This is a genomic window from Gryllotalpicola kribbensis, assembly GCF_039538245.1.
GTDB lineage: Bacteria > Actinomycetota > Actinomycetes > Actinomycetales > Microbacteriaceae > Gryllotalpicola > Gryllotalpicola kribbensis.
This window is the reverse complement of sequence record NZ_BAABBX010000006.1, coordinates 1-18,147: the sequence shown is the minus strand read 5'-3', so window position 1 is coordinate 18,147 and position 18,147 is coordinate 1. Positions and strand designations below refer to the sequence as shown.

Annotated in this window: 16 protein-coding genes; 7 read left to right on the top strand and 9 right to left on the bottom strand. The window is 72.0% G+C overall.

Annotated elements, in window-relative coordinates; translation table 11 throughout:
* Position 1 precedes the first annotated feature (1 nt).
* The 5 genes from ABD716_RS04740 to ABD716_RS04720 all read right to left on the bottom strand — a co-directional run bounded on the left by ABD716_RS04740 (position 2) and on the right by ABD716_RS04720 (position 5,658).
* Complete coding sequence (locus tag ABD716_RS04740; protein ID WP_344774346.1) at positions 2-748, bottom strand: TMEM175 family protein; 747 nt, start codon at positions 746-748, stop codon at positions 2-4.
* A gap of 418 nt (positions 749-1,166) precedes the next feature.
* Entirely contained in the window at positions 1,167-1,478 is a 312-nt protein-coding gene (locus tag ABD716_RS04735; RefSeq protein WP_344774344.1) for a hypothetical protein, read from the bottom strand.
* Between the two features lie 153 nt (positions 1,479-1,631).
* Positions 1,632-3,356, bottom strand: a complete 1,725-nt coding sequence (locus tag ABD716_RS04730; RefSeq protein ID WP_344774343.1) for an HNH endonuclease signature motif containing protein — start codon at positions 3,354-3,356, stop codon at positions 1,632-1,634.
* A gap of 95 nt (positions 3,357-3,451) precedes the next feature.
* Entirely contained in the window at positions 3,452-4,165 is a 714-nt protein-coding gene (locus ABD716_RS04725) for a response regulator (protein ID WP_344774341.1), read from the bottom strand.
* On the bottom strand, positions 4,162-5,658 hold the full coding sequence (locus ABD716_RS04720; RefSeq protein WP_344774339.1) for a sensor histidine kinase: 1,497 nt from the start codon (positions 5,656-5,658) through the stop codon (positions 4,162-4,164). The genes ABD716_RS04725 and ABD716_RS04720 overlap by 4 nt, the downstream gene beginning before the upstream one ends.
* Before the next feature lie 139 nt (positions 5,659-5,797).
* Here ABD716_RS04720 and ABD716_RS04715 point away from each other — a divergent pair, with 139 nt between their 5' ends.
* A complete protein-coding gene (locus ABD716_RS04715) occupies positions 5,798-6,424 on the top strand; it encodes a DedA family protein (RefSeq protein WP_344774337.1) in 627 nt (208 codons plus the stop codon).
* A gap of 148 nt (positions 6,425-6,572) precedes the next feature.
* Here the strand turns inward: ABD716_RS04715 and ABD716_RS04710 are convergent, their stop codons facing one another.
* Positions 6,573-7,427: a T3SS effector HopA1 family protein gene (locus ABD716_RS04710; RefSeq protein WP_344774335.1), complete on the bottom strand. Its 855-nt coding sequence runs from the start codon at positions 7,425-7,427 to the stop codon at positions 6,573-6,575.
* Entirely contained in the window at positions 7,427-8,509 is a 1,083-nt protein-coding gene (locus ABD716_RS04705) for a phosphotransferase family protein (protein WP_344774333.1), read from the bottom strand. The genes ABD716_RS04710 and ABD716_RS04705 overlap by 1 nt, the downstream gene beginning before the upstream one ends.
* A gap of 140 nt (positions 8,510-8,649) precedes the next feature.
* Between ABD716_RS04705 and ABD716_RS04700 the strand changes: the two genes are divergently transcribed.
* From ABD716_RS04700 to ABD716_RS04690, 3 genes are all read left to right on the top strand, one after another.
* The gene (locus tag ABD716_RS04700) at positions 8,650-11,574 is read left to right on the top strand and encodes a helix-turn-helix transcriptional regulator (protein WP_344774331.1); all 2,925 of its coding nucleotides are present in this window, start codon (positions 8,650-8,652) and stop codon (positions 11,572-11,574) included.
* A 91-nt stretch (positions 11,575-11,665) separates the two neighbouring features.
* The gene (locus ABD716_RS04695) at positions 11,666-11,932 is read left to right on the top strand and encodes a hypothetical protein (RefSeq protein WP_344774329.1); all 267 of its coding nucleotides are present in this window, start codon (positions 11,666-11,668) and stop codon (positions 11,930-11,932) included.
* A 24-nt stretch (positions 11,933-11,956) separates the two neighbouring features.
* Positions 11,957-13,138 (top strand): acyl-CoA dehydrogenase family protein, encoded by a 1,182-nt coding sequence (locus ABD716_RS04690; protein ID WP_344774327.1) that lies wholly within the window; start codon positions 11,957-11,959, stop codon positions 13,136-13,138.
* 21 nt (positions 13,139-13,159) lie between these two features.
* Here the strand turns inward: ABD716_RS04690 and ABD716_RS04685 are convergent, their stop codons facing one another.
* Entirely contained in the window at positions 13,160-13,840 is a 681-nt protein-coding gene (locus ABD716_RS04685) for a PadR family transcriptional regulator (RefSeq protein WP_344774325.1), read from the bottom strand.
* A gap of 94 nt (positions 13,841-13,934) precedes the next feature.
* On the opposite strand from ABD716_RS04685, the gene ABD716_RS04680 reads away from it, so the two are divergent.
* The gene (locus ABD716_RS04680; RefSeq protein WP_344774323.1) at positions 13,935-14,759 is read left to right on the top strand and encodes an SDR family NAD(P)-dependent oxidoreductase; all 825 of its coding nucleotides are present in this window, start codon (positions 13,935-13,937) and stop codon (positions 14,757-14,759) included.
* Between the two features lies 1 nt (position 14,760).
* On the opposite strand, the gene ABD716_RS04675 is transcribed toward ABD716_RS04680, so the two are convergent.
* A complete protein-coding gene (locus tag ABD716_RS04675; RefSeq protein ID WP_344774321.1) occupies positions 14,761-15,390 on the bottom strand; it encodes a hypothetical protein in 630 nt (209 codons plus the stop codon).
* 124 nt (positions 15,391-15,514) lie between these two features.
* Between ABD716_RS04675 and argS the strand changes: the two genes are divergently transcribed.
* Both argS and ABD716_RS04665 read left to right on the top strand, forming a co-directional pair.
* Positions 15,515-17,185, top strand: coding sequence for an arginine--tRNA ligase (gene argS / locus ABD716_RS04670; RefSeq protein WP_344774319.1), 1,671 nt, complete (start codon positions 15,515-15,517; stop codon positions 17,183-17,185).
* A gap of 16 nt (positions 17,186-17,201) precedes the next feature.
* Positions 17,202-17,957 (top strand): LmeA family phospholipid-binding protein, encoded by a 756-nt coding sequence (locus tag ABD716_RS04665; RefSeq protein ID WP_344774317.1) that lies wholly within the window; start codon positions 17,202-17,204, stop codon positions 17,955-17,957.
* The last annotated feature ends 190 nt before the right edge of the window (positions 17,958-18,147 follow it).

Here is an 18,147-nt window from a genome sequence, read left to right as displayed (position 1 = left end):
GTCACTCGGCGGCCTCTTCCCGGTCGGTCTCTGACTTCGCGAGCGAGGTCAGCCATCGGTAGTACAGGCCCGAGACATAGGGAACGGGCACGAGCAGGTAGCCGATGAGTCCGGCGATCGGCCAGGCGAGCCCGAGCAGGGTCGCCGCGGCGAAGCCGACGGCGAGCGTGAAGGCCGGGAACCGGGAGCGCGAGCGGTACGGCTTCGTGAGCCCTGCGTGCAGCAGCCAGGGGTGGGCCGTGAGGTACCACCACAGGGACCCGTGCACGACGGTGATCGCGGTCAGATGCACCCCGTAGGTCACGACGGCGACGCGCTCGGTGGGGTAGTGCGCGAGCAGGTTCGCGGTGTAGGGCACGAATGCCACCAGCATCAGCATGAGCAGGTTGAGCCAGACGAAGGGGTGGTCGGCATAGCGTGCGAAGTCGCTCTGCGTGCGGTTGCCGAACCAGACGGTGCCGAGCGTCACGAAGACGAGGGCATAGCCGAGCAGGGTGGGAACGTTGCCGCCCAGCTCGGCAAGCAGGCTCTCGGCGGCGTGCTTGGGCAGCTCGATCTCGATCACGATGATCGTCATCACGATGGCGAACACCCCGTCTATCAGCGCCTCGAGTCGTCGCGTCGGCCCCATGCCGGGGTGTTCGGGAACCCCGTGCTGAGGGTCGGTGCCGGTGTCGGTGCCGGTGCCGGTGCCGGTGCCGGTGCTAGTGCTGCCGGCGTCCCGTTCGCTGTCGTCGTCGTCGCTCATGGGGTCAGAATGCGCGTGCGTGCCGTCGGCCGCCAGCACCGCGGGCCCAGGCTGTTTTTTCGGCGCGGCAAGATGGCCAGTCCGCACGCTGCCCGGCGTTCAGGCGGCTTTCTCGACGCGGCAAGATGGCCAGTCCGCACGCTGCGCGGCGCTCGGTCGCCCGCTGCCCCGCGGCTCGCACCCTCGTGGCCGACGCACCTGCTGTCGACGCGCTACCCCACGCGCCGTTGGGCCGCGCGCCCGTGGCCCATGAGCCCTCGGCCTGCAACGCCGCGGCCATCTCGCCCCGAACCTGCGGCCGCCGCGACACGCGAACGCGGAAGGGTGCTCGCGTGATGGAGCGACCCTTCCGCGTTGCGACCGACGCTCAGGCATCCGCCCGCCTGCTCGGGTCGGACGCTGGGTGCCGGCCCGAGCCCTACGCGGCGCGTGCCGGGCGAATGCCTGCGAGGATCGCCGAGGCATCCGCAGCGGGCGGGCGCAGAGCATCGATCGCGTGCTCGAGGGAGTCGGCCTCGAACTCGGCGAACGGACGGGTGAGCGACTGCACGCGGTAGCGGCCGTCGCTCAGGGTGACGAAGCCCAGCAGGGCGAACGGGCTGCCGCCCGGAAGGCTGATGCGCCAGTCGCCGTCGCCGACAGCAACGACCTCGACGTCGGCGAGCGTGACCGCGGGTGCGACGTGGACTGCTCTGGAAAGGCGGTGAAGCGTCGTGCTGACCAGGCTCATGATGTTCCCCCTTGGCTATGAACTCTCCCAGGACGAGGGTGACTGAGCGGGTCGCGGCGAAAACAGGCCTTGACAGCATGCGGCACAAGATGCGAAAAGCTGCCGTCACCCTCGCCGGCGTCGCCGTCGCCGCCACCGCTAACGCAGCCGCCGTCACGCGCGCAGTCGGAGCTGCAGCCGGGCGCCTGACTTGGAGTGCAGCACGACGGCTTCCTTGCCGGGCCAGATGAGGGTGTAGGTGCCTTCGCTGCGGGCGATCTTCGCCCCGTGGTCGTGAACCATCTTGTGATGTCGGCGGCAGAGCAGGATTCCGTCGCGGACTTCCGACGTGCGATGACTGGGGTGCTGCGCCCAGGGGTTGATGTGGTGATATTCGCAATCGCCCGGCGGCCGGTCACAGCCCGGGTACATGCAACCGCCGTCTCTCACGGAGATCGCTCGCCTCTGGCGAGCCGTGAAGAAGCGCTGGTCTTTGCCCAGGTCGATCGTCTGGCCGCTCGGGTCGAAGAGAAGAGGCGTGAATCCGGTAGTGCAGATCATGCGCAGTGCGTCGGTGGCCGCGATGGGCTCGTCGCGACCCTCGACGAACGCGACGCCGGTGTCTGGCCCCGGGCACGCAGTGGTGCCGAACACGGCGCCAGCAGCTCCCTGTGAGTTCCGCGCGCGACCAGCGCTGCCGGCGGAGCGCGCGTCGGCGGCGTTCCCGGTGCCGCCGGCATTGTCGGCGCTGCCCGCCATCTCGGCGTCGCCGACGTTCTCGTTGCTGCCCGCCGTGCCGGCGCCATCCGCGACCGCCTTCGCGCTGCCGAGATCGCCCGGCCCTGCGGCAGGGCAGGCGGTGTGGTCGCCGGCATGGTGTCGTCGCAGCACGTCTTCTGCGCCGCGCGCCTTCCTGAGGTCGTCAGCAGTGACGGCGACGGTCACCTGAGGCTCGCGGGTCTTGAACAGCTGCCCGGAATCGTTCGAAACCGCGCGGTCGATGAGGTCGAGCAGGGTGTCGACCTGCAACTGCGCGTTCGACCGCGGATCGGACTCGACCTGCTCGGCGGCCGCCTTGTCGGCCTCACTCGTGAACCGCGGGCCGCCGAAGCGGGGCGACAGCAGGCGCCTGATCGGCCCGTAGAACCTCGCGTCGGACTCAGGGTCGAGATCGATGTCGTAGTGCGCCATGCCGCTCGAGCGGACGGTTCGCGTGAACGAGCGCAGCTCGTATCGCCGTCGTGCCTCGGCCGCGGCCTGCGCCGAATCGAGGCTCGCGCGCATGCGCTTGGCGGCGCGCGCGAGGTCTTCCGGGCTCCAGTGCCCGGCCCAGCAGTCGTCGATGAGCTCGAGCACGGCGGCCCGCCACGCGTCGTGCAGCTCGAGGGCGCGCGGATTCCCCAGACCTGTGCGCAGCGCGTCGGATTGCGCCGCTGTCAACCACCTGTGCTTCAGCGCCACGCCAAGTGGCGCGTCCCACGAGCCGGCGACGCCGCGCAGGGCGCCGAGAGAGCGCACCGGCGGCTCGTCGCCACGCCCGGCATCGGCCGGGGGCGCGAGCGGGGGAACGGCCTCGGCGGTCTCGAGCAGGCCGCCGACCCTGATCAGGCGGGCGGCCTCGTCGCGCCGCACGCCCACGAGGTCTTGCACGAACCCCGTCGCGTCTTTGAACCCGTTCTTGGCGGCAAGCCCGCTGGTGCCGAGCTCGCGCGCGGATCTGCGCTCGATGTCAGCCGCCAGCAGCGCGAGCGACTCGGCGACCTTCGACTGGATCGACCCGAGCAGGCGCGCCGCCTCGACCTCTTCTGTAGGCGAGAGCACCCCCACGGTCTCGGCGCACGGCAGCGCCCCGGCCACCACAGGTGCCAGGGAGCGCAAGGCGTCGATCACGGAACTCATGCGATAAAGATACGATGATCGACCGACATTCGGCCATATCAGCCTCGAATCTGTGTACAACTCGCCCGGGCGCCGCCTGTGAGCGGAAAGACTCGTCAGGCGCCCGGCGTCACGAGCCCTGTCTCATACGCGAGGATCACGGCCTGAGCCCGGTCGCGCAGGCCGAGCTTGGTGAAGATTCTCGAGACATGGGTCTTCACCGTCTGCTCGGCGAGGAACAGCGCGCGGGCGATCTCGCCGTTCGACATGCCCTGCGCGACCAGCACGAGGATCTCGTTCTCACGCTGCGTCAGCTCGCTGAGCTCTCCCCGGCCCGGCACTCCGCCACCAGCCCCGCCAAAGCCACCAGCACCAGCACCGCCCGCACCACCCGCACCAGCCCCCGCACCCCCGCGAGCGAACCGCTCGATCACGAGCCGCGTCAGCCGCGGCGAGAGCAGCCCTTCACCAGCGGCGACCACCCGCACCGCCTCGACGAGGTCGCGCGGCAGGGCGTCCTTCAGCAGGAATCCGCTCGCACCCGCCTGCAGCGCCTGGAACACGTAATCGTCGATGTCGAAGGTGGTCAGCATCAGAACGCGCGTCGGGATGCCCGCCGCGGCGATCGCGGCCGTCGCGTCGATGCCGTTCATCTCCGGCATGCGAACGTCCATCAGCACGACGTCGGGCACGAGCTCGAGAGCGAGGCGCACGGCCTCGACGCCGTCGGCTGCCTGGCCCACCACCTCGAGCTCGGGCTGCGCCGCGAGCAGTGCCGCGAAGCCGGCGCGCACCATCGCCTGGTCGTCGGCGATCACAACCCGCGTCACGTGGCCGACCCTCCTTCGGAATGCACGGGCAGAACGGCCGAGACGCGCCAGCCGCCCTCGGGCGTCGGCCCGTGTTCGACGGTACCGCCCACCGCACCCGCGCGCTCGCCCATGCCGCGCAGCCCGAAGCCGGCGCCCGCCAGCTGAGCGGTCACCGCGCCCGGGCGCCCAGCCGACCGCGCCCGCCCCGAGAGACCGTGCCGCTCGCCGCCCGCGGCCCGCCCCGCCCCGTTCACCACGACGAGCTCGAGCACCTGCGGGTCGCGAGTCGCGGTCACGGTCACCGTCGCCCCGGGCGCGTGCCGCAGCGCGTTGCTGAGCGCCTCCTGCACGATGCGATACGCCGCGAGCCCGACGACGTCGTCGACCCGCTGTGCGAGCGCGCCGCCCGGCTGAAAGAGGATCTCGGCCCCCGCCTGCCGCGCCTGCTCGATGAGCGCCGGCAGCTGCGCGAGGCCGGGTTGCGGGGCGAGTTCCGCAGTAGAGCCGGCGGATGCCTGGCCGCCGCCGCCCGCGCCGCCACTCCCGCCCGCGACCCCGCCCGCGCCGCCGCCCCCGTCCGCCGCGCCGCCGCTCGCGGCATCCCCGGGCTCATCGGCACGCAGCACGCCGAGCAGCCGCCGCATCTCGGCGAGCGTCGTGCGCGTCTGCGCGGCGATTTGCTCGAACTCGGCGACGACGTCATCGGGAAGCCCGGGGTGGCGATAGGGCGCGCTCGTCGCCTGCACGTTCAGAATCGACATGCCGTGCGCGACGACATCGTGCAGTTCGCGGGCGATCCGGGTGCGCTCGTCGGCGACCTGCCGACGGGTGCGCTCGCTCTCGCTCGTCTCGCGCTCCTCGGCGAGCTGCACGCGCGTGCGCTGCAGCTGGCGCACCACGATCGCGACGGCGAGCGTGAACAGGGCGATGTTCGCGAACACCACGATGTTGGTGAGGCTGTCGGCGAACGGCATGCGCACCCACAGCACGAGCGCGACGACGACGGATGCCGCGACGCTGCCCGCCCACGCCGTGAGCGCCCACCACCACGTGTCCTTCCACGCCACGATCGCCAGCGTGAGCGACTGTGCGATGAGCGGAACGACCGCCCACGGCCACGGCGCGGTCGACGATCCGCCCGTCGAGATGAGCGCCAGGATGAAGAACGCCGCGACCGCCAGACCGGATGCCTCGCGAGGCCGCCACACCGCGAGCGGCAGCGCCCCCACGTGCGCGGCGACGATGACGAAGACGACCTCGATCGGCACCCCGTAGAGCGCGACGGCGAGCGGCACCTGCACGGCGTACAGCCCCGCGGCGATCGCCCCGAGCACGACCCAGAAGAGCACGCGCCGCCCGCGCGTCGTGCGCGGCAGATGCGGCCGGCGCGGGGCGCGGGGTGTGCGCGAGCCGCTCGGCGTGCTCGGCGCACTCTGCGCGCTTCGCGCGCTCGGCAGCAGGCGCATGCGCAGGCGCCATCGCTGGCGCGGCTCGGCGGGCGTGGCGGGCATGGTCGTCCCCTTTCACCGCTACGGTGCCACACCGCCTGGGCGCACCGCGGTTGCGGCACGAAAAGCGATACCGCAGTAGGGGGTGCGCGCCAACCCCAGGGTGACGACGGCGGCCCGAGGCATCCGTAATTTCGATGGCATGGACACCGTCGGGCACCTCGTCACCCTCGCCGCAGCCTCACCCTGGGCACTCGCCCTGGTCGCGCTGGCTCTCGTGATCGACGGATTCTTCCCCTTCGTGCCGGGCGAGACGCTGGTGGTCGCGACCGCCGCCGCAGCCGCTGCAGGGGGCGGAAGCCCGTGGCTCGTGCTCGCCGTGGCCGCTCCCGCGGCGCTCGCCGGCGACCTGATCGCCTACCACCTGGGCCGCCGCCTCGGCATCGAGCGCTGGGTCACCCCGAAGCGCCCGCGCCTCGCCCGCGCCTTCGGCTCCGCGCAGCGGCGGCTCGAGCTGAACCCCGCGTCGATCCTGCTGACGGCGAAGTTCCTGCCCTTCGTGCGCGTCGCCGTGTCGATGACGGCGGGGGCGGGGCGGATGCCCATGCGCCGGTACTTCCCCCTCGCGGTCGCCTCGGTGACGCTCTACACGGGCTTCCATGTCGCGCTCGGCGCGGTGGTCGGGTCGGCGGCCTTCGCGCTGCTCGGCAACCCGCTGATCGCGCTCGCGGTCTCGATCGCGGTCGGCTTCGCGGCCGGCGTGCTCATCGACCTCGCGATGCGGGTGGTGCGTGCCCGATTTCGCCGCCCCGTGGTCGCCGCCGCCTGACACGTGGACTAGGCGCACCTCACGCACAAACCCCCGGCGGACTGGGATCGCCGGGGGCTTGCGCGGTGCCGGCCGCGAGCGGCCGCCGGGTGGCGCCGACATGAACAAGGAGAAGGGGTGGGGTTGTCGGCGCTCCCGAGTCTGTCGGTCACGGCGAACGGGTCGCCCCCGCCGGCGCGAGCACGAGCTCGGCCTGCCCCGGCCCGAGGTGCGGGCGCGCAGGGTCGATGCCCGCCTGCAGGAAGGCGTCGATGATCGCGCCGAGCCGCACGCGCGGGTCGGGCGCCGAGGCGGCCGAGAGCCCGCGGGCGATCAGCCCGCAGCGGTGGAAGCCGAAGCTCGCGCCGTCGCCGGGGTCGTCCGCGACCGCGATGCCCGGCGCCACCTCGCGGGTGAACGCGGGCACCTCTGCGCCGAACGCCTCGGCGCTCCATGCGGCCGTCGCGCAGCGCACCAGCGCGGCGGCGTCGGCCCGGGTCGTGTAGAAGACGGCGGCGTCGGGGCGGCCGAAGTTCGCCGGGTTGTCGAGCAGCTTCGCCGCGAACACGACGCCGGCCGACTCGAGCCCGCCGACCACCGTGCGGAACACGCGGGGCGCGGCATCCGGCCTGACGTTCAGGTAGCAGCGCAGGGTCGGCGGCGCCGGCTCTCCCACGTGTCGCGACCCGTGCACGGTGAGGTAGCCGAGCAGGCGCGAGCGCAGGCGGTGCCGGCCGCCGAACTCGGCGTGCAGCCGCTCGACGAAGGCGTCATCGGGGTCGCCGATCGGGTGCAGGGTGCCGCGGTCGTCGCGAGGCGGCCACGCCGCGGCATCCGCGTGGCCGTGGAAATACGCGGCGTACAGGCGGCGCGTGAGCAGATCGAGCTCGTAGGCCGAGTGGCTCGGCACCGCGGCGGGCTCGACCTCGCGGGCGATGCGCCGCAGCAGCGGGTACCAGCGCATGCTGACGCGTGGCGTCGCACTGACGGAGGCGGGGGAGAAGGGGGAGAAATCGAGGGTCATCATGAGAGCAGTTCCAGCGCGGCGTCGGGTCGCAGCGCGAGTTGTTCGGCGGCCTGAAGGTAGGCCAGGGCGTGCGGGGGCAGGGCGGAGGCGTCGGCTGCGACGCCGGCGATCTTCGACAGCAGGCTGAACGCGGCGAACCGCGCCGACTGCCTGCGGTCTTCGGGGGTCTGGGGAATGACGGACTCGTAGCCGGCGAGGCCCGCGCGGATCTCACCGAGGACGTCGGTGAACGGAATCGCGGAGTTCTCGATCCACTCGGTCAGCGCGGTTCCGTCGCGGAAGTCGAGGCCGAGCAGCCACGTGCCGAGGAACTCGCCGACCAGGCATCCCACGTCCCAGCGGGGGTCGCCGTAGCCCGCGGACTCCCAGTCGACGAGCACGACCGGCTCGCGCGCCTCGGTGCTCTCTGTGCACTGCACGTTGTCTTCGGCGACGTCGCCGTGGATGACGCAGCGCGGCTCCCAGCACGCCACCGCCGTCTCGAGCCCGCGCAGCAGGCCGGCGTGGCGCACGAGCGCCAGCAGCTCGACCCAGCCGTCGGAGCACGATGTCGCGGGCCCCGGCGCCACGACGCTGAGCGCGGCGAGCAGGCGCTCGGGCAGGCGCGCGCGGGTCACGACGCGGGCGTCGCCGTCGATGAGGTCGGCGGATGCCTCGCCCGCGGTCGCCTCGTGCAGCATCGCCAGCCGGCGCCCGACCTCGTGCGCCCACGCTTCGCTCGTTCCACCGGCCTCGGCGCGCCGCTCGGCGAGCGAGGCGTAGCCGACGAGGTCCTCGGTGACGAGGATCTCGTCGTCATCGTCGGCGGCGATGGTGAGGAACTCGGCGGGAATGCGCACGCGCCGCTCGGCGAGCGCCTCGGTCAGCCGGCGCTCGAACGCGAAGCTGGCGGCGAGACTCTCGGCCATGGAGCGCGAGCGGCGTTTGACGAACAGCGAGCGGCCGTCGGCGAGGCGCACGCGGTAGCAGAGGCTGCGCCGGTGCAGCGGCTCGACCGCGCTGACCGCGGTGCCGGCGAAGAAGCCGCGGGCTTCGAGGCGGGCCATCGTGTCGATCGCGAACGGGTCGGAGAGGAGCATGGGTCGACTCTGCTCGCGGTGCGGGCGCGGCGAATCCGGCGAAATACGTATTCCGGGGCCGCCCGACTACGTATTGTGTCCGCGCGGGTCTCGGTGAGCGCTGTCTCTACCCCTAGACGACGGGTTAGCCTGATCGCAGCATGGCCCGACCCACCCCCCGGATGATCGGCCGCGAACCCGAGTACGCGCGGCTCCTGGCCTACCTCGACGCGAGCGAGGTGGGTGTTCCGACGGCTGTGCTCATCACCGCCGACGCGGGCACCGGGAAGACCCGCCTCGTCGACGAGGTCGCCCGCACCGCGGCCACGCGCGACCACACGGTGGTGCGCGGCAACTGCACGCCGTCGAGCGCGACGCGGCTGCCGTTCGGCCCGATCGCCGACCTGATGCGCGACCTGCGCGAGCAGCACCCCGAGCTGCGCGACGCCGTCACCGACGAGGTGTGGGCGGGCCTCGCGCCGATCGCGGCGGGCTGGAGCGGCGCGCCGGACCCCGGCGCCGTGGGGCCGGCCGACCCGGCGCTCTCGCACGCGCGCCTCTTCGCCGCCGTCATCGCCACGCTTGCCGCAGCGGCCGCCGCCCGCCCCCTCGTCGTCGTCATCGAAGACCTGCACTGGGCCGACGCCGCGAGCCTCGACCTGCTCGGCTTCGTCGCCCGCAAGCTCGTCGACCAGAACATCCTGCTGCTCACGACGAGCCGCCCGCCCCGCCCCGACGACGCCCTCGCCGACTTCGTCTTCGAGTTCACGCGCCTCGAGGTCGCCCAGACGATCGAGCTCGAGCCGCTGTCGGACGCGTCGATCGGCGAGATCATCGCCGAGACGTCGCCCGAGCTCGAGGGCCCCGTGGTCGCGGCACTCACGGCCCGCGCCGCCGGCAGCCCGTTCTTCGCCGCGCGTCTCGCCCGGCACGGTGCGAAGCCGGGTCTGCCGAGCGATCTCGAGCAGCTGCTGCGCCTCGAGCTGCGCGGCATCTCGCCCGAGGCGCGGCACGTGGCGACCGTCGTCTCGGCCGTCGGAGGGCGGGTGGCGTTCGACGACGTGCTCTCGTTGGCGGAAGCGGCCGCCGCGGTCGACGAGCTGCTGGAGCGCGACATCCTGAGCGACGGCGGCGACGGCGACGAGCTGCGCCTGCGGCACGCGCTCTACGGCGAGGTGCTCGGCGGCTCGGCCACGCCCCAGCAGCGTCGCGCCGTGCACGCGGCCGCGGCCGACATGCTCATGGCGCACGGTCCGGTCGACGGCGAGCACGCCCTCGAGCTCGGTCGGCACCTGCACCGCGCCGGCCGGCTCGCTGAGGCCCGCGTGCAGCTGCTGCACGGCGCGCGGCACGCGCTCGAGGCACGGTCGTTCGCGCTCGCTCGCGACGCGTATGCCGAGCTGCTCGCGCTGCCCGGCGACGCAGGCGAGACGAGGGATGCCCCGGCCGCAGGCACCGCGCCCGATCGCACCGCCCTGCTGCTCGAGGCCGTGCCCGCCTATCATTGGTCGGGCGACGTCGCGACCGCTCTCGAGCTGCTCGACGAGGCCGCCGAGTCGCCGGGCGCCGATGCCGCCCGGGTCGCCTACGAGCGTGGCCGCCTGCTTTCGGCCGAGGGGCGCGTCGGCGACTCGGCGGCGAGCTTCCGCGCCGTGCTCGAGCTCATCGAAGCCGGCGACACGCAGGGCGCGCCGCAGCCGGGCCTGCGGGCGCGCACCCTCGCCGCGCTCGCCCGGGACCTGATGAACCAGGGCGACATGACGGCCAGCGTGCGCACGGCCGGGCAGGCGATGGCGGAAGCGGCCGCCGCGGGGGAGCAGCACGCGCTGATCGACGCGCGCGTGACCCGCGCGGTCGCGGGCACCCTGGTGCCGGCGCCTGCACCGGATGCTGCGGGCTACGCCGAGGCCGAGCTGCGCGAGTGCGCCGAGCTCGCCCTCGAGGTCGACGACCTCGAGGTGGCGATCCGCGCCTACGGGAATCTGACCTACGTGCTGGGGGTCGCCGAGCGTGACGCCGATGTCATCGCTGCGTCCCGCGAGGCGTTCGAGAAGTGCGGGCGGTACGGCCCCATTCTTTCGATCGCATCCAGCGTTGTGTCGAATTACGTATCGTCCCTCGTCGCTGTGGGGGAGTGGGACGAAGCGTTGTCCGTCGCGCGGGCGGCACTGTCAGAGCATGTCTCGCCCAGCATGGGCATCTATCTTCACGACGAGATCATCGAGATCCAGACTCTCCGCGGCGAGTGGGACGATGCCGAGGCGCACATCAGGCTTGCGCGGACCCAGTTCGGCGACGGCGTCTACGCACTGCAGTTCGTGGTCGATGAGGCCGCGTTCGAGTTGTGGCGTGGGCGCACTGACGCCGCGCTCGCAGTGATCGCCGGCATCCTCGATGAGCTTCGGCGTCAGGACGATGCCGACATGGTGCTCCAGGCGGCGGTCGTGGCGCTCCAGGCTCACGCAGACGCGTTCGAGTCGCGACTGCCGCGCGTGCGCAATGCCGCAGCCGACGCGATCGCCGACGCGCTCATCGGCCTCGTCCGCGCGACCGCCTCCGAGGAGTCGCTCTCGTCGATCGGATCGAATCTGGTGCGCACATGCGAGGCCGAGTATGCGCGCTTGCGCGGGGCCGACACCGCTGAGCAGTGGAAAGCCATTGCAGAGGCGTCTCGCGAGTCGGCCCACCCCTTCGAGGAGGCGTACGCACGCTACCGCGCGGGTGTGTGCGCCCTGGCGCGTCGTTCGTCGGGAGAGGCATCCGGTCTGCTGTCGCGGGCGCACGAACTCGCTGCGCAGCTGCGCGCCCGACCTCTCTCAGAGCGAGTTCTCGGCACGGTGCAGGCGGGCGGCGTGAAACTCAGTGCGGTACCCGAGCCGGTGGAGCGGCGCACCCCCATCGGCGGACTCAGCGATCGTGAAGCGCAAGTGCTCGAGCTGATCGCCGAGGGGATGTCGAACAGGGACATCGCGCACCGATTGTTCATCAGCGAGCGCACCGTGGGCGTGCATGTGAGCCGCATCCTCGGCAAGCTCGGTGTGCGCAATCGCACGGAAGCGGCTCGCGCAGTCGCCGCCGCGGAATAGGGTCCATGCCGCGGTCGACTCGACCTTGTCGTTCTGTCTGCCCTCATTGTGGAGGTAGACGGCGAGTGCGACGGCGAGTAGAGCAATCCTCATGACAGCTACACCCACGTCGATCGCCCAACTGAGCGCGGCGCTCAACGGCGCACTGCCGACCAAGTTCAAGCCGTGCGTCCCGACGCCGACGCGCGACGGCAAGATTCACATCAGCACGGCGCTGACAGGCTCCACTGCGCCGAACACGCCCACCACGTCCCTCTGCGGCGACGCCTCGGTCATCTTCGGCGCCTCGATCGTGCCGAACTTCGTGATCTGCACTGACTGCTGGGCCGCGTTCGTCAATCGCCCAGTCGCCGTCTGACGCCAGGGCGTTCAGACTGGGGTCGTGCACGACGACGCGCTCGACCCCGACGCCGCGGGCGTTCTGCGGGGCATCCCGCCCGACGAGTTCGTCTGGCGCGATGCGGCCCGCGTGCTCCTGCACGATGAGGTGCTGCCGCACATCGACGGCTGGTGGGAACGCGCGGAGTACCCGGCGCACCTGCTCGCCCGCCTGGGCGCCCGCGACCTCCTGCGCGACGGCGTCGACGTCCCGGGGCTCTCTGCGCAGTCCGCGCTCGCCGCGGGCCTTCTGGCCGCCGAGCTGAACCGCGGCGACGGCTCGGTCGCCGCCCTGGCCGGCATCCAGGGCGGGCTCGTGCTGCGCTCGATCGCGCTGTTCGGCTCGCCCGAGCAGCGGGCCGAGTGGCTCGGCCCGCTTGCGCGCGGCGAGCGGCTCGGCGCCTTCGCGCTCACCGAGCCCGCCCACGGCTCGGATTCCGCCCGGCTGGAGACGAGCGCCCGGCGCGACGGCGACGACTGGCTGCTCGACGGCGAGAAGAAGTGGATAGGCGGCGGCGCCTCGGGCGACGTGACCATCGTGTGGGCGCGCGTCACGGGCGGCGAGGGCGACGGACGGGTGCGGGGATTCCTCGTGCCGCAGTCCGCCGCCGGATACGACGCCCGGCCGATCACCGGCAAGCTCGCGCTGCGGGCGATCCACCAGGCGCACGTCCGGCTCGAGGGCGTGCGGGTGCCGGCCGAAGCCGTGCTGCCGGGCGCCCACGCATTCCGCGACGTCGCGCAGGTGCTGCGGGCGACGCGGCTGCACGTCGGGTGGGCGGCGCTCGGCCACGCGGCCGCCTGCTATGAGGCATCCGTTCGCTACGCGCGCGAGCGCCTGCAGTTCGGCCGGCTGCTCGCCGCCACCCAGTTGGTGCAGGCCCGGCTCGCGCGCCAGCTCGCGGCGCTCACCGAGCTGCAGACGCTGCTGGTGCAGCTCGCGCGCGAGGCCGACGCGGGCCGGCTCGATGAGCAGGCGGCATCCATCGCGAAGCTCACCGGAACCCGCACCGCCCGAGCGATCGCGGCGGACGCGCGCGATCTGCTCGGGGGCAACGGGATCCTGCTCGAGAACGCGGTGGCCCGCCACTTCGCCGACGTCGAGGCGCTGCACACCTTCGAGGGCACCGAGTCGATTCAGGAGCTGCTGATCGGCCGGGCCATCACCGGGTTCGGGGCCTTCTGAGCCCCGCGCGCGAGGCTGTGCTCAGCTCTCGGCGAGGATCTCGTAGAGCGCCTTGCGCAGCTCGTCGATCTTCCCCGCGGCCTGCTTGCGCTGCTCGTCGGAGGCGACGAAGCGCAGCTGGTGCAGCGCGCCCATGAGCTTGCCCACCGAGGTGAACAGCTCGGCGTCGGCACCCGAGCGCGAGGGCGCCGCCTGCCACGCGGCGGCCAGCTCCTCGGCATGCTCGTCGACATAGGCGCGCCCGGTGTCGGTCAACGTGTAGTCGGTCTTGCGGCCCTCGCCCGACGGGGCGATCAAGTCCTCGTCGACGAGCTGCTGCAGCGTGGGGTACACCGAGCCGGGGCTCGGCACCCACAGGCCGTCGGTCTTCTCGCCGATCGCCTTGATGAGGGCGTAGCCGCTGGCGGGCGCCTCGGCGAGCAGCGAGAGCAGGGCGGCGCGGATGTCGCCGCGCGACGCCCGGCGGCGGCCGCGGCCGCCTCGCGCGAAATCGGCGGGGTCGAAGCTCGGGCCGAAACCGCCGAAGCCCCCGCGCATGCCGCGCCCGCCGAAGGGGCCGCCGAAGGGCTGGTCGTCATGGTGGAAGCGGGCGCCGTCGAAGTCGGCGTGGCCGCGGAAGCCGCGCGGCCCGCGGCGCGCTCCGCGCCCGTGACCGTCGTGGCCCTCGTGGAAGTCGTGATGTGAAGTGTTGTCGTATCGCATCGGTCGACCTTTCTGTAACAGGTCTTTGACCTTCAAAGACACGTTAACGATATATCGTTTATCGCGCATGTCAAGTGCGGATTATCGTGAGGGCATGCCCCGACTTCGAGCGATCGGAACGCGAGCCCTGATCACCGGCGCCTCGAGCGGCATCGGCGCCGAATTCGCCCGCCAGCTGGCCGCGGCCGGCCTCGACCTGGTGCTCGTCGCCCGCAGCGCGCAGCGCCTTGAGGCCTTCGCCGACGAGCTGCGTTCCGCGCACGACGTCGAGGTCGAGGTGCTGCCGGCCGATCTGCTGACGAAGGCCGGCGTCAAGGCGGCGGAGGCGCGGGTCGGGGCATCCGTCGATCGCATCGACGTGCTCGTCAACAACGCGGGCTTCGGCCTCGCGAAGGACTTCGACCAGAACAGCGTCGACGACGAGCTCGACCTGCTCTCGATGCTCGTCGAGGTGCCGCTGCGGCTCACGCACGCCGCTCTCGCGCACATGCTGCCCGCGGGCGGCGGCACGATCATCAACATCGCGTCGGTCGCGGGCTTCACCCCGCGCGGCACCTACAGCGCGGCGAAGGCGTGGTTGCTGTCGTTCAGCCGCTGGGCGAACCTCGCCTACAAGAGGCGCGGCGTGCGCGTCACGGCGGTCGCCCCCGGCTTCGTGCGCACCGAGTTCCACTCGAGGCTGAGCACGGATGCCCACGCCGCGGCGCCCGCGGGCGCGTCGCTCGAGCCCGCGCGGCTCGAGAAGGCCGTTCCCGACTTCCTGTGGCTCTCTGCGCCAGACGTCGTGCGGGCAGCGCTCATCGACACGGCGCGGGGGCGCGCGGTGTCGATCCCGAGCCTGCGCTACAAGCTCATCGTCGCGGCGGCGAAGCTGACGCCCGACGCGATCGCCGAGCGCGTCGCCCGCATGGGCCGCTGAGCTACTGCAGGTTGCCCATCACGTCGCTGGCGACCTCGTAGCTGTCGCCGGGCTCGAGGAACATCTTCGAGTCGATGACGATCCAGTAGCCGTTGTTCGTGAACACCTGCAGCGTGCCGACACCGCCGGCGACGTTGAAGTAGCTGACGGTCCCGGCCGGCGCGCCGTCGATCGGCACCTGCTGCGACTTGCCCGCGACCTGGCCGCTGAATTGGTCGACGTTGTCGGCCGAGGGGTGCGCGACCGCGATCTCGATCGTCTGGCCGCTCGTCTGGTTGACCCAGCCGAAGCTCGCGCCCTGGAGCTTCACGAGCTGCTCGGCCGCGCTGCCGGCCTGCACCTTGTAGTCGGGGTCGGGGGAGAAGTTCGGGTTGAAGTCGTAGACCTGCTGCGCGGTCCACACCTGGCCCTGCTGCAGCGTGACCGGCGTCGGGGTCGGCGTGGGCGTCGGCGTCGGGGTGGCCGACTCGGTCGCAGAGCCGTCGGTGGGCGCCGTCGTCGAGCTGCCGGCCTTCGGCGTGTCCTTCGCGGTGCTCGAGCCCTGGCTCGCGCACCCCGTGAACAGGGCTGTGGCGGTGACACCCGCGAGCAGGGCGGTCGTGATGCGAAGGGAACGTCTGGCAAGCGGCATGGCAGGCACTTTCGTATCGAGCATCCGTGCCGGACTGGGTGATGGCACGCGATCGCGGCGAGCCTATCAAGCCGCCCAGCCCTCTCAGGCCGAGCGAAAGGCCGCTCCCATAGAATCGTTATTTGTGACTCCTGCCGAGCTTTCCTCCGCCCTGTTCGCCCTCGTCGAGCCCATCGTGGCGCGACGCCGCGGCGAGAACCAGGGCGTCGAGATCACGCCGGCCGATGTCACGCTCGAGCGGCCGAAGAACCGCGAGCACGGCGACTGGGCGACGAACATCGCCCTGAAGCTCGCCAAGCCGATCGGGGTGAGCCCGCGCGAGCTCGCGGCCGAGATCGCCGACGCGGCCGCGACGCTGCCCGGCGTGGCATCCGCCGAGGTCGCCGGCCCCGGCTTCATCAACCTGCGCCTCGACGCTGCGGCCGCGGGTCTGCTCGCGAAGACGATCGTCGACGCGGGGGATGCCTGGGGAAGCAACTCCACGCAGGCGGGTCGCACCATCAACCTCGAGTTTGTCAGCGCGAACCCGACGGGCCCGCTGCACATCGGCCACACCCGCTGGGCGGCCCTCGGCGACTCGATCGCGCGCGTGCTGAAGGCCTCCGGCGCCGAGCTCGCCCGCGAGTACTACATCAACGACGCCGGCTCGCAGATGGACAAGTTCGGGGCCAGCGTGCTCGCCGCTGCCAAGGGCGAGCCGACGCCGGAAGGCGGCTACCCCGGCCAGTACATCGCAGACCTCGCGCAGCATGTGCTCGAGCAGGTGCCGAACCTTCTCGAGCTGCCGGCCGATGAGGCGCTCGCGACCGCGCGCGAGGCGGCCTATGCGCGCCAGCTCGCCGAGATCAAGCAGTCGCTCGCGAACTTCAACGTGCACTTCGACGTCTACTTCTCCGAGCGCACGCTGCACGCCGTCGACCCCGCGACCGGCACGAGCCGCATCGACGACGCCGTGGAGGACCTGCGCAAGCTCGGCCACGTCTTCGACGCCGACGACGCGGTGTGGGTGCGCACGACCGACTTCGGCGACGACAAAGACCGGGTCATCCGCCGCTCCAACGACGTCTACACGTACTTCGCCGCCGACGCCGCGTACTACCTGAGCAAGTCCGAGCGCGGCTTCGCGCACAAGATCTATCTGCTCGGCGCCGATCACCACGGCTACGTGCACCGCCTCAAGGCGCTCGCGGGTGCCGCGGGCGACGACCCCGAGAAGGACATCGAGGTGCTCATCGGGCAGCTCGTCTCGGTCAACGGCGCGCGCCTGTCGAAGCGCGCGGGCAACATCATCGAGATGGATGACCTGATCGAGTGGCTCGGCACCGACGCGCTGCGCTACTCGCTCGCGCGGTACCCCGCAGACTCACCGCTCGCGCTCGACCCCGACCAGCTGCGCAGCCGCTCGAACGACAACCCCGTCTTCTACGTGCAGTACGCGCATGCCCGCACGAGCTCGGTGACCCGCAACGCGCAGGCGGCCGGCGTCGACACCAGCGTGTTCGAGCCGGGCCTGCTGACGCACGAGACCGAGTCGGCGCTGCTCGGCGCCCTGCAGGAGTTCCCGCGCATCGTCGCCCACGCCGCCGAGCTGCGCGAGCCGCATCGCGTCGCGCGCTACCTCGAAGAGGTCGCGGGGCTCTACCACCGCTGGTACGACAACTGCCGCGTCATCCCGCAGGGCGAGGAACCCGTCGAGGACGTGCACCGCACGCGCCTCACGCTGAACCTCGCGGTCGGCCAGACGATCCGCAACGGCCTCGACCTGCTCGGGGTCTCCGCTCCGGAGAAGATGTAGCCATCGGGGACGTTCGATGACCGGAGCCCGCCGACTCACCTGGATCATCGTCGCCGTACTCGCGGTGGCGGCAGTGGCGTTCGGCGCCGACGCGGCGCTGCGGTCATATGCCGAGCGGCGCATGCAGACCGAGATCGCCGAGGCGCTGCCCGCGGGGGTGACCGCGCCGGGCCTCTCGGTCGACGTGCGCGGCTTCTCGTTCATCGTCCAGTACCTCGCGGGGCGCTTCGACGAGGTCGAGGTGGATGCCCCGAGCATCACGACCGCGCGCGGCTCGGTCTCGGCATCCGTTCTCGCCACCGACGTGCGCATCGATCGCTCGTTCCGCACCGCGCCCGTGCTCGGCTCGGCGAGCGGCACCCTGCATGTCTCCGAGCAGGCGGTCAACAGCCTGGTCTCGCTGCCCGACCCGACGGCGGCGATCGCGCTGAGCGAGAAGACCGTCACCTACAGCGCGACGACGCAGGTGCTCGGCTTGCCGCTGAGCTATTCGGCCGCCGTGCGCCCGGTGGCCGACGGCGCGACGGTGCGGCTCTACCCGAAGTCGGTCAACGTCACCTCGGGGCCTGTGCACTTCGACGTGAAGTCGCTGCTCGGCGGGGTCTTCGACGGCAAGCCGATCAACGTGTGCATCGCGCCCTACCTGCCGGCGGGGCTCAACGTCGGCGACATCGAGATCGCGCGCAGCAAGGCGGCGATCGACTTCCACGCCACGGACTTCTCGCTCGACCCGAAGACGTTCCAGACCCACAGCGCCTGCCCGGCTTCTTAGCCGCCCCCGCGGTTCGAGGCGCCCGTCGTCCCCGGCGCCCAATGTCCCCGGCGCCCGCGGTTCCGTTCCGCCCGCCCGCCCCGCCGTTCCTCATGCCCGCCGAGACGTGCGCCGATGGGGGAATCCCGCGGGCGGTTTCAGGTGGTGAGTGCAACACCTTGATTCGTGGGGAGTGTTGCGTTGTCGCATG

Excerpts from the sequence above, each read along its gene's own strand:
- ABD716_RS04740 (WP_344774346.1), bottom strand. The coding sequence starts at position 748 with ATGAGCGACGACGACGACAGCGAACGGGACGCCGGCAGCACTAGCACC.
- ABD716_RS04735 (WP_344774344.1), bottom strand. The coding sequence starts at position 1,478 with ATGAGCCTGGTCAGCACGACGCTTCACCGCCTTTCCAGAGCAGTCCAC.
- ABD716_RS04730 (WP_344774343.1), bottom strand. The coding sequence starts at position 3,356 with ATGAGTTCCGTGATCGACGCCTTGCGCTCCCTGGCACCTGTGGTGGCC.
- ABD716_RS04720 (WP_344774339.1), bottom strand. The coding sequence starts at position 5,658 with ATGCCCGCCACGCCCGCCGAGCCGCGCCAGCGATGGCGCCTGCGCATG.
- ABD716_RS04715 (WP_344774337.1), top strand. The coding sequence starts at position 5,798 with ATGGACACCGTCGGGCACCTCGTCACCCTCGCCGCAGCCTCACCCTGG.
- ABD716_RS04710 (WP_344774335.1), bottom strand. The coding sequence starts at position 7,427 with ATGACCCTCGATTTCTCCCCCTTCTCCCCCGCCTCCGTCAGTGCGACG.
- ABD716_RS04705 (WP_344774333.1), bottom strand. The coding sequence starts at position 8,509 with ATGCTCCTCTCCGACCCGTTCGCGATCGACACGATGGCCCGCCTCGAA.
- ABD716_RS04700 (WP_344774331.1), top strand. The coding sequence starts at position 8,650 with ATGGCCCGACCCACCCCCCGGATGATCGGCCGCGAACCCGAGTACGCG.
- ABD716_RS04695 (WP_344774329.1), top strand. The coding sequence starts at position 11,666 with ATGACAGCTACACCCACGTCGATCGCCCAACTGAGCGCGGCGCTCAAC.
- ABD716_RS04685 (WP_344774325.1), bottom strand. The coding sequence starts at position 13,840 with ATGCGATACGACAACACTTCACATCACGACTTCCACGAGGGCCACGAC.
- ABD716_RS04680 (WP_344774323.1), top strand. The coding sequence starts at position 13,935 with ATGCCCCGACTTCGAGCGATCGGAACGCGAGCCCTGATCACCGGCGCC.
- ABD716_RS04675 (WP_344774321.1), bottom strand. The coding sequence starts at position 15,390 with ATGCCGCTTGCCAGACGTTCCCTTCGCATCACGACCGCCCTGCTCGCG.
- ABD716_RS04665 (WP_344774317.1), top strand. The coding sequence starts at position 17,202 with ATGACCGGAGCCCGCCGACTCACCTGGATCATCGTCGCCGTACTCGCG.